The following is a 16125-nucleotide window of genomic DNA, read 5'->3' on the forward strand; positions in this document are numbered from 1 at the left end:
ACATTTCCCACCCGACTGGAGACACGATGACCACCCTGAGCGCCCAGACCCTCGGCAGCCTCGACCCTCGGGTCGCCGTGCCCGCGTACGACCGGGCCGCCGTGCGGCCCGGGATCGTGCACTTCGGCGTGGGGGCGTTCCACCGCTCGCACGAGGCGATGTTCGTCGACCGGCTGCTCGCGGCCGGTGCCGAGGGGTGGGGGATCACCGGGGTGGGCACGCTGGCGTCCGACGCGGCGATGCTCGACGCGCTCTCGGCCCAGGACGAGCTGTACACGCTGGTGACCACCGCGCCCGACGGGGTGGTGGAGGCGCGGGTGGTCGGGTCGATCACCCGCTACCTGCTGGCGCCCGAGCAGCCCGAGGCGGTGCTCGACGCCCTGCGCGACCCCGCCACCCGGATCGTCTCGCTGACGATCACCGAGGGCGGGTACGGCATCAACGACGCCACGGGGGCGTTCGAGCCGCGGGATGCCGCCACGCTGGCCGACCTCGACGGGCTCGCGGGCGGAGCCGTGCCCGAGAGCGCCCTCGGGTTCGTCGTGGCCGGGCTGCGCGAGCGGCGGGATACCGGGGCGGTGCCGTTCACGGTGATGTCGTGCGACAACATCCAGGGCAACGGGCACGTGGCGCGGGCCGCGGTGCTCGCGTTCGCCGAGCGGGTCGAGCCGGCGCTCGCCGACTGGATCGGGTCGGCGGTCAGCTTCCCGAACTCGATGGTCGACCGGATCACGCCCGTCACGACCGACGCGTCGCGGCAACGGGTCGCCGACGAGTTCGGCATCGAGGACCGGTGGCCCGTGCTCTCGGAGTCGTTCGTGCAGTGGGTGCTCGAGGACTCCTTCACCGCGGGGCGGCCGGCGTTCGAGGAGGTCGGGGTGCAGGTCGTGTCCGACGTCGAGCCGTACGAGCTGATGAAGCTGCGGCTGCTGAACGCCTCGCACCAGGCGATGAGCTACCTCGGGCTGCTCTCGGGCGCCGAGTACGTGCACGAGGTCTGCCGCGATCGGCTGTTCGCCGACTTCCTGCTCGGCTACATGCACGACGAGGCGCGGCCGACGCTCGCGCCGGTGCCCGGGGTGGACCTCGACGAGTACAGCGCCGAGTTGATGCGGCGCTTCGGCAGCGAGGCGATCAAGGACACGCTGATGCGCCAGATCGTCGACGGCTCCGACCGCATCCCGAAGTTCCTGCTGCCCGTGGTGCGCGCGCAGCTCGCGTCGGGCGGCGAGATCGAGCGCTCGGTGCTGGTGCTGGCGGCGTGGAGCCGCTTCCTCGAGGGCGTGGCCGATGACGGCAGCGCGCTGTCGCCCGTCGACAAGCGGCTCGACGAGCTGCGGGCCGCGGTGGCGGGCGAGGCGGATGCTCCCGGGAGCTTCCTTGACTACGCCCCCGTCTTCGGCGACCTCGGCTCCGACGCCCGCCTCCGCGCGGCCTTCGTCGAGGCGCGGGCTCTCCTCGCGGCCCGCGGTGCGCGCGGCGCCCTGGAGGCGCTCGCCGCCCGCTGACCCGCGCGGCGCCGCCCCGGCACCCGGCGCGCCGGCGCCCGCTTGGATCGACCCGTCGCAAACCGCCCTTTCGCGGCGCTGAGAGGGCGATTTGCGACGGTTCGATCGCGGAAGGGGGTGCCACTCCTCGTGACTCGCCGAAAACCGCCCCTTTCCGCTTCGGAAGGGGCGGTTTTTGGCGACTCGCGAGGAGAAGAGGAGGAGGAGCGGAGGGAGGGGTGGGCGGGGGTGGCCGGGGTCAGCGCGCCACGTAGTTCGCCAGGTGCTCGCCCGTGAGGGTCGCGCGCGAGGCCACGAGGGCCGCCGGGGTGCCCTCGAAGACGACGCGGCCGCCGTCGTGGCCGGCGCCCGGACCGAGGTCGACGATCCAGTCGGCGTGCGCCATGACGGCCTGGTGGTGCTCGATCACGATCACCGACTTGCCCGAGTCGACCAGGCGGTCCAGGAGCCCGAGCAGCTGGGCCACGTCGGCCAGGTGAAGCCCGGTCGTCGGCTCGTCGAGCACGTAGACGCTGCCCTTGCCCGCCATGTCGGCGGCGAGCTTCAGGCGCTGGCGTTCGCCGCCCGAGAGAGTCGTGAGCGGCTGGCCGAGCGCGAGGTAGCCGAGCCCCACGTCGGACAGGCGCGCCAGGATCGCGTGCGCCGCCGGGAGCGCGGCCTCGCTGGAGGAGGCGAAGAACGGCAGCGCCTCCGAGACGGGCATGGCCAGCACCTCGGTGATGTCCTTCCCGCCGAGGTGGTAGCCGAGCACCGAGGCGTCGAAGCGCCGGCCCTCGCACTCCTCGCAGGTGGTGGACACCGACGCCATCATGCCGAGGTCGGTGAACACGACTCCGGCGCCGTTGCAGACGGGGCAGGCGCCCTCCGAGTTGGCGCTGAACAGGGCGGGCTTCACCCCGTTCGCCTTGGCGAACGCCTTGCGGATCGGCTCCAGCAGCCCCGTGTAGGTCGCGGGGTTGCTGCGTCGCGAGCCCCGGATCGGCGTCTGGTCGACGGTGACGACCTCGTCGCGCGGCGACACCGAGCCGTGGATCAGCGAGCTCTTCCCCGAGCCGGCCACGCCGGTGACGACCACGAGCACCCCGAGCGGGAGGTCGACGTCGACCCCGCGCAGGTTGTGCGAGGAGGCCCCGCGGATCGCGAGCGTGCCGGACGGCGCGCGCACCGCGGGCTTCAGGGCGGCCCGGTCATCCAGATGCCGCCCGGTGACGGTGCCCGAGCGTCGCAGTTCGTCGACCGTGCCCTCGAAGCAGACCGTGCCGCCCGCCGCCCCGGCGCCCGGGCCGAGGTCGACGACGTGGTCGGCGATGGCGATCGCCTCGGGCTTGTGCTCGACGACGAGCACCGTGTTGCCCTTGTCGCGCAGCTGCAGCAGCAGCTCGTTCATGCGCTGGATGTCGTGCGGGTGGAGGCCCGTGGTGGGCTCGTCGAAGACGTAGGTGATGTCGGTCAGCGCCGAGCCGAGGTGCCGGATCATCTTCACCCGCTGCGCCTCACCGCCCGAGAGCGTGCCCGAGGCACGGTCGAGTGAGAGGTAGCCGAGGCCGATGCCGACGAAGGAGTCGAGCAGGTGCCGCAGCCCCTCGAGCAGCGGCGCGACCGACGGTTCGTCGAGGCCGCGCACCCACTCGGCGAGGTCGCTGATCTGCATCGCACAGGCATCCGCGATGCTGAGGCCCGCGACCTTCGACGAGCGGGCGGCCTCGCTCAGGCGCGTTCCGCCGCAGTCGGGGCAGGCCGTGAAGGTCGCCACCCGGTCGACGAAGGCCCGCACGTGCGGCTGCATCGACTCGCGGTCCTTCGCGAAGAACGACTTCTGAATCTTCGGCACCAGGCCCTCGTAGGTCATGTTCATGTTCTCGAACTTGACCTTGACCTGCTCCTTGTAGAGGAAGTCCTGCCGTTCGGCGTCGCTGTAGTCGCGGATCGGCTTGTCGCCGTCGAGGAAGCCCGACTTCGCGAAGATGCGCACCATCCAGCCGTCGGCCGTGTAGCCCGGCACCGTGATGGCGCCCTCGTTCAGCGACTTGCTGTCGTCGTAGAGCTGCGACAGGTCGATGTCGGAGATGCTGCCCCGCCCGTCGCAGCGCGAGCACATGCCGCCGGTGACCGAGAAGCTGCGTCGCTCCTTCGTGACCACGCCCGCCTTCTCGGTGGTGACCGCGCCCGCCCCCGAGATCGACGCCACGTTGAACGAGTAGGCCTGAGGCGAACCGATGTGCGGCTCACCCAGCCGGCTGAACAGGATGCGCAGCAGCGCGTTCGCGTCGGTGGCCGTTCCGACGGTCGAACGAGGGTCGGAGCCCATGCGCGCCTGGTCGACGATGATCGCGGTGGTGAGCCCCTCGAGCACGTCGACGTCGGGACGCGCGAGCGTGGGCATGAAGCCCTGCACGAAGGCGCTGTAGGTCTCGTTGATCAGCCGCTGCGACTCGGCGGCCACCGTGTCGAACACGAGCGAGCTCTTGCCCGAGCCCGAGACGCCCGTGAACACGGTCAGCTTGCGCTTGGGGATCTCGACCGAGACGTCTTTCAGGTTGTTCTCGCGCGCCCCCTGCACCCGGATGACCTCGCCCATGCTCAGCGGGTCTCGAACGGGCGGGCGGCGGATGCGGTGGTCACGCCTCGGATTCTTCCACAGGCCGGGTGGCGGGCGGGAGGGGTGATCGCTACTCAGTCGGCGCGGGACGAAGGGATCAGAGGGCCGGCTCGAGCCGGAACCCGCCGCCGGGCTGCAGCACGACCCGCAGCTGGAACAGCCCGTCGACGACGAGGTCGGCGTCGAGCTCGTGCGACTCGTGGGTGCCCGCGATCGCGACGGTCGTGCATCCGGCCGCCTTCGCCGCCGCCAGGCCCGCCGGGGCGTCTTCGAACACCACGCACGAGGCCGGGTCGACCCCGAGCCGCGCGGCCGCCGTGAGGAAGGGCTCCGGATGCGGCTTGCCGTTCTCGACGTCGTCGAACGTCACCAGCACGGCCGGCGGGGTGAGCCCGGCGGCGCGCAGCCGGCTGGTGGCGATGATCCGGGTGCCGCTCGTGACGATGGCGCGGGCCTCGTCGGGCAGGGAGCCGAGCAGCGCCGCGGCACCGTCGAGCGCGATCACGTCGTCGAGGTCGTTCACCTCGATCTCGGTCACGCGGGCGAGCGCCTCGGCGGCCTGCTCGCCCGAGAAGAAGGTGTCGATGACCTGGGCGGCGGGGCGGCCGTGCCCCTCGGCGAGCAGGTCGACCTCGAGGCCGTACTCGCGGGCGAGCTGCTGCCAGGAGCGCACGACCGAGGGGGTGGAGTCGATCAGGGTGCCGTCGAGGTCGAACAGCCCGGCCGCGAAGGTGCGGGAGAAGACGGGGGAGTCGGCCGGGAGCGGGCGACCGCCACCGAGCCGACGGCGCACGGAGGCGAGCTGCTGCGCGGTGGAGAGGGAGGCGTCGACGACGAGGTGGGGCACCTGCGGCTCGGCGTCGGCCGGCGGGTCGACCACGTGCACGTCGCGCGCGGCCGCGCGGAGGCCGCGCCGTTCGGCGAGCAGGGCGGGAGACGCGCGAAGCCAGACCACCTCGGGCGGGCCGCCGGCCGCCTCGACCAGCTGCTGCCACTCGGGGCCCCCCGCCAGCTCGGCGGTGAAGGGGGCGATCAGCACGGCGTCGACGCCGGCCCGCACCTGGTCGGCGAGGGCGGCCCGCAGAGCCGCATAGCGAGCCGGCCGCACGACCGGGCGGAGAGCCGGGTCGTTCCAATGGGCGCCCGCGGAGAGCTCCTGCCCGAGACCCTCGAGCACCGGGTTCGTGAGCGAGTCTAGGTCGAGCAGGGCGGCACCGAGCGACCGCGCGAGCTCCAGCCCGAGGGTGCTCTTGCCGCTTCCTGCGGCTCCGGCGACGACGATGATCATGGTGCTCCCGAGGTTATCGAATTGAGACATCGCGACCACTTGACAACGTTGTCGCTGAGAGTCAGTATAGGCGGAACGAGAACGACGGAGTCCGGGAATTCGGGTCACTCCGTAGATGACAACGCTGTCAAAGGAGGTGGGCGAGGATGCCCGGTACGACCCCGAACTCGCGCACCACCCCGACCGGCGGGGGCCGCTCATGAACCGCCGCCCCGGTATCAAGGACGTCGCCGCCAGCGCCGGCGTCAGCATCAAGACCGTCTCCCGTGTGGTGAACGCCGAGGAGGCCGTGCACCCCGAGACGAGGGCGCGCGTGCTGCACGCCATCCAGCAGCTCGGCTACGTGCCCAACACCGCCGCCCGGTCGCTCAAGTCGGGCACCGGCGGGGCCATCGGCGTGGTCATCGACTCGCTCGCCGACCCCTTCTTCGCCGCGCTCGTGAGCGCCATCGAGACCCGCGCGCTGAACGAGGGCCTCAGCGTCCTCGTCGCCTCCTCGAGCCTCGACCGCGACCGGGAGCGCGAGCAGCTCCTCAGCCTCGTGGCCGGGCATCAGGTCGCGGGCGTCGTCTTCGCGCCGGTCGCGTCCGAGCATCCGTACCTCGAGCCGTACCGCACCACGACGCCGGTGGTCGCGGTCGACCGCTCGCGCGTGGGCATCGACAGCGTCGTCGTCGACGACCGCGGGGCCGCGGCGCTCGCCGTGCAGCAGTTCGTCGACCTCGGCCACCGGCGCATCGCCTTCTTCGACCGCGACGAGCGGTTCTCGACCATCCACCGGCGGATGAGCGGATACCTCGACGTTCTGCGCGGCGCCGGCATCGAGTTCGACCCCGAGCTCGTCTCCTCGACCGTCGACGGGAGCCTCGACTACCTCAGCGAGGCCGAACGGCTGCTCGGGCTCGAGAACCCCGCGACCGCCTTCTTCGCCTCGAACGCCAAGGCGGCCATCGGCCTCACCACGGCGCTCCACCGCATCCACCGGCAGAACACGGCGATGATCGCGTTCGGCGACTTCTCCTTCGCCGACGTGCTGCGCCCCGGTGTCAGCTGCATCGACCAGGACCCGTTCCTGATCGGCAACGCCGCCATCGAGCGCCTGCTGGCCCTCCGCGAGCAGCCCTCCGGCGATCCCCGTGAGTGGATCGTGCCGACCGCCCTGCTGCAGCGCGGCTCGGGCGAGATCGAGGGCCCCGTGGCCGCCGCGTCCGTCCGTCCCACCGCATCCGCCCGACTCGCCGAAGGAGACGTCGCATGAAGCCGGCCGCCCTCGCCCCCAATCTGATCGACCACTTCTACCGTGGCGGCGACCGCATCGCGGCGCTCCGCGGCATCGAGCAGAGCTCCGAGTTCCAGCCCGAGGAGTGGCTCGGCGCCACCGTCTCCCGCGCCGACCACGGCGACATCGGCCTCGCCCGCACCGTCGACGGCGAGCTGCTGCGCGACCTCGTCGGCGCCGAGCCGGCCGCCTGGGTCGGCCCCGACCACGCCGACGCCGCGTCGAGCACCGACACGGGCATCCTGGTCAAGCTGCTGGATGCGCGCCAGCGCCTCCCCGTGCACGTGCACCCCTCGCGCGCCTTCGCCACCAGCCACCTCGACTGCCCCTACGGCAAGACCGAGGCCTGGTTCATCCTCGACGCGGAGCCCGGAGCCGCCGTGCACCTCGGCTGGAGCGAACCCGAGGACCGCGACGAGCTCGACCGCCGCCGCGACGCGCAGGACTCCGAGTGGATGCTCTCGCGGATGAATCGCATCGAGGTCTCCCGCGGCATGGGCGTCGTCGTTCCGGCCGGCACCGTGCACGCCATCGACGAGGGCATCTTCCTCGCCGAGGTGCAGGAGCCCACCGACTTCTCGATCGTGCTGGAGTGGTCGGTCACGACCTCGACCCGCGACGAGTCGCACCTCGGTCTCGGCTTCGAGACCGTGATGCCTGCCGTCTCGGTCGACGCGCTGGCTCCGGATGCGCTGCAGCGCCTGGTCAGCCGCGCCGACCTCACGGCACGGAGCGCCACCGCCGCGAGCGTGCTGGCCCCGGCCGCCGACCCCTACTTCCGCGTGCTGCACGCGGCCCCGACCACCGGCGGAGCCGTCGCCCTCGACCCCGGCTTCGCCGTGGCCCTCGTGCTCGAGGGCTCGGGCGAGTTCGCCGGACGCCAGGAGCACGTCGACTACCGCGCCGGCCAGGTCTTCGCGGTGCCGTCCGGCTTCGGCCCCTGGGAGGTGCGGGGCACGGGCAGCGTGCTCGTCGCGACCCCGGGCGTCGGCTGGCCGCACTCGCTGGCGACCGGCGGAATCGTATGACAGGAGCGTCCCATGACCACACCCGCAACCCGGAACCATTCCCGAACCGAAAATCACCCGCAGCCCAGAACCACCCGCAGGCCCCGACCGGCCGGAAAGGAGTGAACTGACATGACCACCCCCGTATTGGAGGCCCGCGGCCTCTCCCGCGCGTTCGGACACGTCCGTGCGCTCGACGACGTGGACTTCGAGGTCTACCCCGGAGAAGTGACCGCCCTGATCGGCGACAACGGCGCCGGCAAGTCGACGCTCGTGAAGGCCCTCTCGGGCAACCTCGCCGTCGACACCGGAGTCATCAAGTTCGAGGGCAACCCCCTCCAGCTGACCAACCCGATGCAGGCCAGCGCGCTCGGCATCGAGACCGTGCACCAGGACCTGGCGCTCGCCCCCCACCTCGACCCGGTGCAGAACATGTACCTCGGCCGCGAGGTCATGAAGAAGGGCATCGGCGGCGCGTTCGGCTTCATGAACGTCGCCGAGATGCGCACCCAGTCGCGCCGCGCGTTCGACGAGCTGGGCGCCACGGTGCGCTCGCTCACCTCGCCCGTCGGCTCGATGTCCGGTGGTCAGCGTCAGGCGATCGCGATCGCCCGCGCCGTGCACTGGGCCAACAAGGTCGTCTTCCTCGACGAGCCCACCGCGGCGCTCGGCGTTCGGCAGACCAAGAACGTCCTGGAGACCATCCGGCGGGTGCGCGACAAGGGCATCGCCGTCGTGTTCATCAGCCACTCGATGCCGCACGTGATGGAGGTCTCCGACCGCATCCAGGTGCTGCGTCTCGGTCACCGCGCCGCGGCGATCGACACCAAGAGCACGAACATGGAAGAACTCGTCGGTCTGATGACCGGCGCGAGCACGAGGGGTGTGGCATGAGCGACGACGTGAGAGACGCAGACCTGAAGAAGGCCGAGTTCGGCCAGACGGATGCGGCCGGCCCCGAGACGACCTCGATCAACATGGCCCAGGCCAAGGAGAACGGGTTCACCAAGCTGCTGAAGGCTCAGGCCTTCCAGATCCTGATCGTGCTGATCGTGATCGTCGCGATCTTCAGCGCGCTCGCCCCCGACACCTTCGCGCAGCTGTCGAACCTGCGGCTCGTGGTGCAGAACGCCTCGATCCTCGCGGTGCTCGGCGTCGGCATGACCTTCATCATCATCACCTCGGGCATCGACCTCTCGATCGGCTCGGTGCTCGTGTTCTCGGGCGTCGTCTCGGCGATCGTGATGCGGGCCATCGGCGGCGACGACTGGGGCACGGCCACCATCGGCATCATCGTCTCGATCCTCTCGGGTCTCGCCTGGGGCATCTTCAACGGTGTGCTGATCTCCAAGGCGAAGGTGCCGCCGCTGATCGTGACGCTGGGCTCGCTCGGCATGGCGCTCGGCCTCTCGCAGATCATCACGGGCGGTGTCGACATCCGTCAGGTGCCCTCCGTGCTGACCACCTCGATCGGCTACGGCAACATCCTCGGCGGCATCCCGATCATCTCGGTGATCGCCCTCGTGATCGTGATCATCGGCGCGATCGTGCTGCACAAGACCAAGTTCGGCCTCTACACCTACGCGGTGGGCTCGAGCGAGGAGGCGGCACGCCGGGTCGGTGTGAAGGTCGACCGGCACCTGATCAAGGTGTACGCGCTGTCCGGCGCACTCGCCGGCCTCGCGGGCATCCTGTCGCTGTCGCAGTTCAGCACCACGGCCATCGCCGGCCAGTCGCAGACCAACCTGAACGTCATCGCGGCGGTCGTCATCGGCGGAACCTCGCTGTTCGGCGGCTACGGCACGATCTTCGGCACCGTCGTCGGCCTCTTCATCCCGGCCGTGCTGCAGAACGGCTTCGTCATCACCGGCGTGCAGCCGTTCTGGCAGCAGGTCGCCGTCGGCGCCGTGCTGATCGCGGCGGTGTACGTCGACCAGGTCCGACGGGCCTCCGCGGCCCGAGGGGCCTCCACAAGCCTCTGGCGCCACTTCGCCAGACGGAACAACAAGTGAACAGCACCAATCCCGTAATTGCATCACTAGAAGAAGGACAGGTAACACGATGAAGTGGAACAAGAAGATCCTGGGAGTCGTCGCCATCGGCGCGACCGCCGGTCTGGCTCTGGCCGGATGCTCGGGCGGAGACTCGGGCGGCGGCTCCAGCACCGGCGCGGCCGGCAGCGACGGCTACAAGATCGCCTTCGTGCAGGGTGTCGCCGGAGACGAGTTCTACATCTCCATGCAGTGCGGCATCGAGGCCGCGGCCGAGAAGGCCGGCGCGACCGTCACCACGCAGGGCCCCGAGAAGTTCGACCCGACGCTGCAGAAGCCGCTGGTCGACTCGATCGTGGCCTCCAAGCCCGACGCCCTGCTGATCGCCCCGACCGACGTCACCGCGATGGAGGCGCCCCTCAAGGCCGCCGCCGACGCCGGCATCAAGGTCGTCCTCGTCGACACCACGGTCGAGGACCCGTCCTTCGCGGTCTCGGCCATCGCCTCCGACAACGTCGGTGGCGGCGAGGCGGCCTTCAAGGCCATCCAGGACGCCCACCCCGACGGCGGCAAGGTGCTCGTCGTCTCGGTCGACCCCGGCATCTCGACCACCGACGCTCGCGTCGAGGGCTTCCAGAAGGCCGCCGAGGGCGCTGACGGCTTCGACTACCTGGGCGTGCAGTACAGCCACAACGAGCCGGCCACCGCGGCCGAGATCGTGACCGCGGCGCTGCAGAAGGACCCCGACATCGTGGGCATCTTCGCCGCCAACCTGTTCGCCGCCGAGGGCACCGCCACCGGCGTGCAGCAGGCCGGCAAGCAGGACTCGGTGACCATCGTCGGCTTCGACGCGGGTCCCGCCCAGGTCGAGCAGCTGAAGGCCGGCACGGTTCAGGCGCTCGTCGCCCAGGAGCCCGCCACCATCGGCCAGGACGGCGTCGAGCAGGCCATCGCGGCTCTCGACGGCGGCGACACCGAGGCCGAGATCCAGACCGGCTTCACCATCCTCACCAAGGACAACATCGAGGGTGAAGGCGCGGACGCGGTCTACAAGTCCAGCTGCTAGTCAGCACCTGCTGAACGAAGAAGCGGCGTCGGGGGTCATCCCCGGCGCCGCTTCTCGCTGTCTGTCTCGTGCCGGGCATCCGCGTGGTCCTCTGAGCGGATGCCCGTGCCGGCCGTTCAGGCCACGAGCTCCAGCAGGCGCCGTACTTCGGCGGCCACCGCGTCCCGGGCCGGGCCGAGGTACTTCCGCGGGTCCACCAGCGCCTCGTCGGCGGCGAGCACCTCGCGGAGCCGGCGGCTGAAGATGCCATTGATGTGCGTCGAGATGTTGATCTTGCGCATCCCGCTCTCGACCGCGCGCACGAGGTCGGCGTCGGCCACCCCGCTCGAGCCGTGCAGCACGAGGGGCACCGGCACCGCGGCGGCGAGTTCGGCGATCAGTGAGAAGTCGAGCGAGGCGCTGCGGGACGTCATCGCGTGCGAGCTGCCGACGGCCACGGCCAGGCCGTCGACCCCGGTGGCCTGCACGAATGACGCCGCCTCGGCCGGATCGGTGCGGACGCCCGGGGTGTGGGCCCCGCCCTTGCCGCCGATGGCTCCGAGCTCGGCCTCGACCCAGACGCCCCGATCGTGCGCGGCGCGGGCGATCGCGGCGGTGCGGGCGACGTTCTCGTCGTCGGGCAGGGTCGCGGCGTCGAACATCACCGAGGTGGCGCCGAGCTCGACGGCCTCGAGCACGAGGGCCTCGTTCTCGGCGTGGTCGAGGTGCACGGCGGCGTCGATGCCGGCCAGGCGGGCGAGCTCGAGGGTCGCGAGCGTGATGGGCGCGAGGCCGCCGTGGTAGCGGGCCGCGTTCTCGCTGATCTGCAGGATCACGGGGCGACCGGCGGCCTCGGCGCCGCGCACGATCGCCTCGGCGTGCTCGAGCTGGATCACGTTGAAGGCGAGCACCGCGCGCTCGCGGGCCAGGATGTCGCCGGTGGTGACGAGGGTCATGGGGTTCCTCTCGGGGTGGTGGGGTCGGGGGCGGTCCGCGCGAGCTCGAGGTCGACGCCGTCGGCGCGGAGGGCCTCGGCGGTGGCGGGGTCGAGACGGTCGTCGGAGACGATCCGGTCGAAGCGGTCGAGCGTGGCGAATCGGCAGAGGGAGGCGGTACCGAACTTCGGCGCCGTGACGGCGAGGATGCGGCGGTCGGCGGCGGCGAGCATCCGCTCTTTCACCGCGGCTTCGTCGGGCAGGGTCGTGAAGGCTCCGCGGCCCGGAAGCACGCCGTTGGCGCCGAGCACGGCGACGTCGGCGTGCAGCTCGTCGAGGCGGGCTTCGGTCCAGGCGCCGACGACGGCCTGGGTGACGGGGCGCACCTCGCCGGGCAGGGCGAGCACGGTGATCGACGGATGCCCGCCCAGCAGCGCGGCGACCGGGAGGCTGTTCGTGACGACCACGAGCGCCGAACGCGCGGGCAGCACCGACGCGATCTCGAGCGTCATCGAACCGCTGTCGAGCAGCAGGACCCCCTCGTCGGGCAGCTCGCGCACGACGGCGAGGGCGACGGCACGGCGCTCGGCGGCGTCCTCGCGGGTGCGCTGGGAGAGCGTCGGCTCGAAGGGGGCGGTCGGCGCGAGCACGGCCCCGCCGTGGCGGCGGCGCACGAGGCCGCGGCGCTCGAGGGCGGCGAGGTCGCGGCGCACGGTCTCGGGGGTCACGCCGAGCTCGGCGCTGAGCTGCTGCACCTGCACGCCCTGAGGATGGGTTCGGGCAGCGGCGAGGATGGCGGTGTGCCGCTCCGCTGGGTACATCTGCTCCGCCGATCCGGGTCGTGACAGCGCGACTCTACCCGAATTCGTCCGGTGCGGTGACCGAATGGGTTGATATGCTTCTCGAAACGGGCGAAGTCGGGCGCGAGCATCCGCTCTGCATCGACGGCCCCGCGTTCTCGTACGGCGAGTTCTCGTGCGTCGAGATCTCGCACGTCGATCGGAGAGGATCGAGATGGCTGCACGACCCGAGGGCCCCCGCTACCTGCTGGGGGTCGACGCCGGCCAGACCGCGGTGAAGGCCGTGGTGCACGACGAGCAGCTGCGGCCCGTGGGGATCGGGCGGCGCTCGAGCCCGGTCGACCGGTCGACGGCGCGGTTCGCCGAGCGGCCGCAGGAGGCGCTCTGGCAGGCCGCGGCCTCGGCGATCCGGGAGGCCGTGGAGTCGTCGGGGGTCGACCCGGCGCAGATCGTGGCGGTCGGCATCACGGGGCACGGAGACGGGCTGCATCTGGTCGACGCGGCTGGTGCACCGGTGGGGCCGGCCATCACGGCCATGGATTCACGGGCGCACCTCGAGGCGGCCTCGCTCGCGGCCGACCCCTCGCGGATGCGCGTGGTGCTCGAGCGCTCGGGGCAGGAGCCGACGCCGGGCGCTGCGGGCAATCTGCTGCGCTGGCTGCTCGTGCACGACCCGGCGCGGGTCGAGGCGGCGGCGGCGATGCTGTTCTGCAAGGACGTGATCCGGCTGCGGCTGACCGGGGTAGTGGCGACGGACTACTCGGATGCGACGGCATCGTTCCTCGACACGTCGACGGCCGAGTGGAGCCCTGCGATCCTGTCGGCTTATGGTCTGCCAGAGTCGTTGATGCGGCTGCTGCCGCCCTTGCATGCAAGTGGAGACGTCGTGGGCGCCGTGCTGCCCGCCGCAGCCGAGCTGACGGGGCTCGCCGTCGGCACGCCGGTGATCGCGGGGATGCACGACGTGCAGGCCGCGTCGATCGGCATGGGCGCGCTCGTGCCCGGGCGGCTCGCGCTCGTGGCGGGGTCGTTCAGCACGAACGGGGTCACGACGACGCGGCCCGATGTGGACGTGCGGTGGCAGTCGCGGCTGTCGATCCGGCCCGAGCTGCGAATTGCCATGTCGACCTCGGCGACCGCGTCCCCGGCGCTGAACTGGGTGCTGCGGATGCTCGGCGTCGACCTCGCGGCGCCCGGCGGGGAAGAGGCCCGCGACCGCCTGTTCGCCGAGGCGGCGGCGCTCGATCCCGAGGAGTCCGTGCCGCTCGTGCTGCCGTTCCTGTTCGACTCGCCGCTCGGGGCGTCGGCCTCGGCGGCGCTCGCCGGGGTGCGGGGCTGGCACACGCCGGCGCACGTGCTGCGCGGCACGCTCGAGGGCATCACGCTGATGCACGTGTGGCACACGCGGGCGCTGGGGGAGAAGTTCGACTGGGACGAGCCGGTGGTGCTCGGCGGCGGGATCGCGCGGGCGCCGCTGTACGTGCAGCTCGTGGCCAACGCGCTGCGATCGCCGGTGACGGTGGTGCAGAACGAGGAGGCCGGGGCGTTCGGGGCGGCGGCGGTCGCCGGGGTGTCGGTGGGGGTGTTCGCGTCGGTGGAGGAGGCGCAGGAGCTGGTGACGCGGGCGGAGCCGGTGCTGCCGACGGCCGCGTCGGCCGGGTACTGGGCGGGGGTCATCGAGTCGTTCGACGAGGCGGTGGCGGCGCTGGGGCCGTGGTGGGCGGCGCGGGCGGGGTCGGGCGGTGCTGGCGGTGGCGCCGGTGCTGCGGGTGCTGCAGGGGCCGGTGCGCCGGTGGTGAGCGTCGACGGTCACCCGGCTGCCGTGCGCGGCGAGGGGGCCGGGGCGTGAGCGGGGCGGCACTGTCCGGATTGGCGGTCGCCGAGCGGCGCGATCGGATCAGGGCGGCGCTCGCCTTGGCCGGGCGCGTGGAGGTCGGTGAGCTTGCAGCGTCGCTGGGCGTCGCCGAGGAGACCGTGCGGCGGGATCTGCGGGCGCTCGAGGGGGAGGGGCTGCTGCGCCGCGCACATGGGGGTGCCATCTCCCTGCAGGCCGGGGTCGAGCATCCGGAACCGGACGTTGCTGCTCGTGCCATCGCGGAGTCCGTCCGAGAACTCGTGCCGATCGGGTCGTCCGTCTATCTCGACGCGGGGCCGGTGGGCGAGGCGCTCGCCGGGCTGCTCGACGTGACAAGCGGGGTGCGGATGGTGACCGCGTCGGTCGCCGTGGCACTCGCCGCCGCGCTCGTTCCCGAGCCCACCGAGACGCATCTGCTGGGTGGGGCTGTCGGCGCGGCGGCGACGGCGTCGGGGAACTGGACGCGTGAGCTCGCCCGGTCGGTGCACGTCGACGTGGCCGTTCTCGAGCCGCTCGGGCTGGGCGGGGAGGAGCTGCTCGCCGCCGACCCCGATCGCGCCGCCGTGACCGCGGCCATCGCCTCGGCTGCCGGCACCGTCGTGATGGTGATGGCGGGCCGCTCGGATGACGGGCTGGCCGTCTCGATCGGTCTCGATCGGGTCGCGCATGCAGTGGTGGTGCCGGGGGTTCTCGACGCCGGGGTGCTGCAGCTGCTCGCCGAGCAGGGGGCGACCGTGACGGAGGTGGCGGCATGAGCGGCGACGCGATCGTGACCGTGACGCCGGCACCGGCCATCGACCTCACGTACCGGGTCGGGCGGCTCGACCTCGGGGAGGTCAACCGCGCCGAGGCCGTGCACACCGAGCTCAGCGGCAAGGGGGTGAACGTCGCCCGGGCCGTGGCGCTGTCGGAGCTGCCGGTCTCGGCCGTGCTCGCGCTGAGCGCGCAGGGGGCCGAGCTCGCGCGCGACGGCGGCTTCGCGGGGCTGCTCGCCGGGGTGCCCGACGAGGGGCGCACGCGCATCAACACCACGCTGCTCGACGCCACGGGCACCACGACGAAGGTCAACGAGGGCGCGCCGCCCGTGTCGGCCGAGCTGTGGAATGCGATCGCCGCGCGGGCCGAGGCCGAGCTGCGGCGGCTGGACGCGGGGTGGCTCGTGGTGTCGGGGTCGATCCCGCTGCTGGCCGGCACCGCGCAGATGGTGCCGTTCCTCGACCTGGTGCGCCGCGCGGCGGACACGGGCGTGCGGGTCGCCGTCGATACTGCCGGGGCCGCGCTGTCGGCGGTCGTCGCCGATCTCTCGGCGGTGTCGCTGATCAAGCCGAACACGCACGAGCTCGCCGAGCTGACCGGCACCGCGCTGCGCACCGTCGGTGACGTCGTCGCGGCCGCCCGAACGCTGCACGAGGCCGGCTGCGACGTGGTCTACGTGAGCATGGGGGCCGACGGGGCGCTCGCCGTCTCGGCGTCGGGCGTGCAGCTCGCCCGAGCTCGCGCGCGGGTCGTCAACACGGCCGGCGCGGGCGATGCGTCGCTCGCGGGGTTCCTCGTGGGGTCGTCGGGGCCGGGTGGCACGCTCGACGCCGCGGCGGGCGTGTATCTCGCGGCCTCGTGGGGAGCGCTCGCGGTGACGCAGGCCACGACGCTGCTCTCTTCGGTGGAGGCGGCGCCGCGCGCGACCCTGGTGCACGACCCCGATCCGGCGACCCCGCTCTCCGAGCCCGCCACGGCGTAGGGCCCTGGCCCGCCTCGCTCTCGGGCGCGAGGGCAGCGGACAACGCCACGAATCCCGGGCACCGCGCGCTCTACGGCGTC

The 16125-nt window shown here is 72.2% G+C and carries 13 protein-coding genes; 9 read left to right on the forward strand and 4 right to left on the reverse strand.

Going from position 1 to position 16125, the window contains the following annotated elements:
• The first annotated feature begins 26 nt into the window (after positions 1-26).
• The gene (locus HQQ85_RS00135) at positions 27-1508 is read left to right on the forward strand and encodes a mannitol dehydrogenase family protein (RefSeq protein ID WP_173180492.1); all 1482 of its coding nucleotides are present in this window, start codon (positions 27-29) and stop codon (positions 1506-1508) included.
• A 238-nt stretch (positions 1509-1746) separates the two neighbouring features.
• On the opposite strand, the gene HQQ85_RS00140 is transcribed toward HQQ85_RS00135, so the two are convergent.
• The gene (locus HQQ85_RS00140) at positions 1747-4086 is read right to left on the reverse strand and encodes an excinuclease ABC subunit UvrA (protein WP_173180493.1); all 2340 of its coding nucleotides are present in this window, start codon (positions 4084-4086) and stop codon (positions 1747-1749) included.
• 118 nt (positions 4087-4204) lie between these two features.
• Positions 4205-5425, reverse strand: a complete 1221-nt coding sequence (locus HQQ85_RS00145) for an HAD-IA family hydrolase (RefSeq protein ID WP_173180494.1) — start codon at positions 5423-5425, stop codon at positions 4205-4207.
• Positions 5426-5510: 85 nt separating this feature from the next.
• Between HQQ85_RS00145 and HQQ85_RS00150 the strand changes: the two genes are divergently transcribed.
• The 5 genes from HQQ85_RS00150 to HQQ85_RS00170 all read left to right on the forward strand — a co-directional run bounded on the left by HQQ85_RS00150 (position 5511) and on the right by HQQ85_RS00170 (position 10738).
• Entirely contained in the window at positions 5511-6653 is a 1143-nt protein-coding gene (locus tag HQQ85_RS00150; RefSeq protein ID WP_173180495.1) for a LacI family DNA-binding transcriptional regulator, read from the forward strand.
• Complete coding sequence (locus HQQ85_RS00155; protein ID WP_173180496.1) at positions 6650-7702, forward strand: class I mannose-6-phosphate isomerase; 1053 nt, start codon at positions 6650-6652, stop codon at positions 7700-7702. Before HQQ85_RS00150 ends, HQQ85_RS00155 begins: the two co-directional genes overlap by 4 nt.
• A 111-nt stretch (positions 7703-7813) precedes the next feature.
• Positions 7814-8575 (forward strand): ATP-binding cassette domain-containing protein, encoded by a 762-nt coding sequence (locus HQQ85_RS00160; protein WP_173180497.1) that lies wholly within the window; start codon positions 7814-7816, stop codon positions 8573-8575.
• A complete protein-coding gene (locus tag HQQ85_RS00165) occupies positions 8572-9693 on the forward strand; it encodes an ABC transporter permease (RefSeq protein WP_216851387.1) in 1122 nt (373 codons plus the stop codon). The genes HQQ85_RS00160 and HQQ85_RS00165 overlap by 4 nt, the downstream gene beginning before the upstream one ends.
• A gap of 49 nt (positions 9694-9742) precedes the next feature.
• Positions 9743-10738, forward strand: a complete 996-nt coding sequence (locus HQQ85_RS00170; protein ID WP_173180498.1) for an ABC transporter substrate-binding protein — start codon at positions 9743-9745, stop codon at positions 10736-10738.
• Between the two features lie 116 nt (positions 10739-10854).
• On the opposite strand, the gene HQQ85_RS00175 is transcribed toward HQQ85_RS00170, so the two are convergent.
• Both HQQ85_RS00175 and HQQ85_RS00180 read right to left on the reverse strand, forming a co-directional pair.
• A complete protein-coding gene (locus HQQ85_RS00175; RefSeq protein ID WP_173180499.1) occupies positions 10855-11673 on the reverse strand; it encodes a class II fructose-bisphosphate aldolase in 819 nt (272 codons plus the stop codon).
• Entirely contained in the window at positions 11670-12473 is an 804-nt protein-coding gene (locus tag HQQ85_RS00180; RefSeq protein WP_173180500.1) for a DeoR/GlpR family DNA-binding transcription regulator, read from the reverse strand. The genes HQQ85_RS00175 and HQQ85_RS00180 overlap by 4 nt, the downstream gene beginning before the upstream one ends.
• A 193-nt stretch (positions 12474-12666) precedes the next feature.
• Here HQQ85_RS00180 and HQQ85_RS00185 point away from each other — a divergent pair, with 193 nt between their 5' ends.
• The 3 genes from HQQ85_RS00185 to HQQ85_RS00195 are packed head-to-tail and all read left to right on the forward strand — an operon-like array spanning position 12667 to position 16045.
• Positions 12667-14301, forward strand: a complete 1635-nt coding sequence (locus HQQ85_RS00185; protein WP_173180501.1) for an FGGY-family carbohydrate kinase — start codon at positions 12667-12669, stop codon at positions 14299-14301.
• Positions 14298-15062, forward strand: coding sequence for a DeoR family transcriptional regulator (locus tag HQQ85_RS00190; RefSeq protein WP_173180502.1), 765 nt, complete (start codon positions 14298-14300; stop codon positions 15060-15062). Before HQQ85_RS00185 ends, HQQ85_RS00190 begins: the two co-directional genes overlap by 4 nt.
• A complete protein-coding gene (locus HQQ85_RS00195; RefSeq protein ID WP_173180503.1) occupies positions 15059-16045 on the forward strand; it encodes a 1-phosphofructokinase family hexose kinase in 987 nt (328 codons plus the stop codon). The genes HQQ85_RS00190 and HQQ85_RS00195 overlap by 4 nt, the downstream gene beginning before the upstream one ends.
• Positions 16046-16125: the final 80 nt, after the last annotated feature.

Origin of the sequence: Herbiconiux sp. VKM Ac-2851 (assembly GCF_013205105.1) — a bacterium.
Classification (GTDB): Bacteria; Actinomycetota; Actinomycetes; order Actinomycetales; family Microbacteriaceae; genus Herbiconiux; species Herbiconiux flava.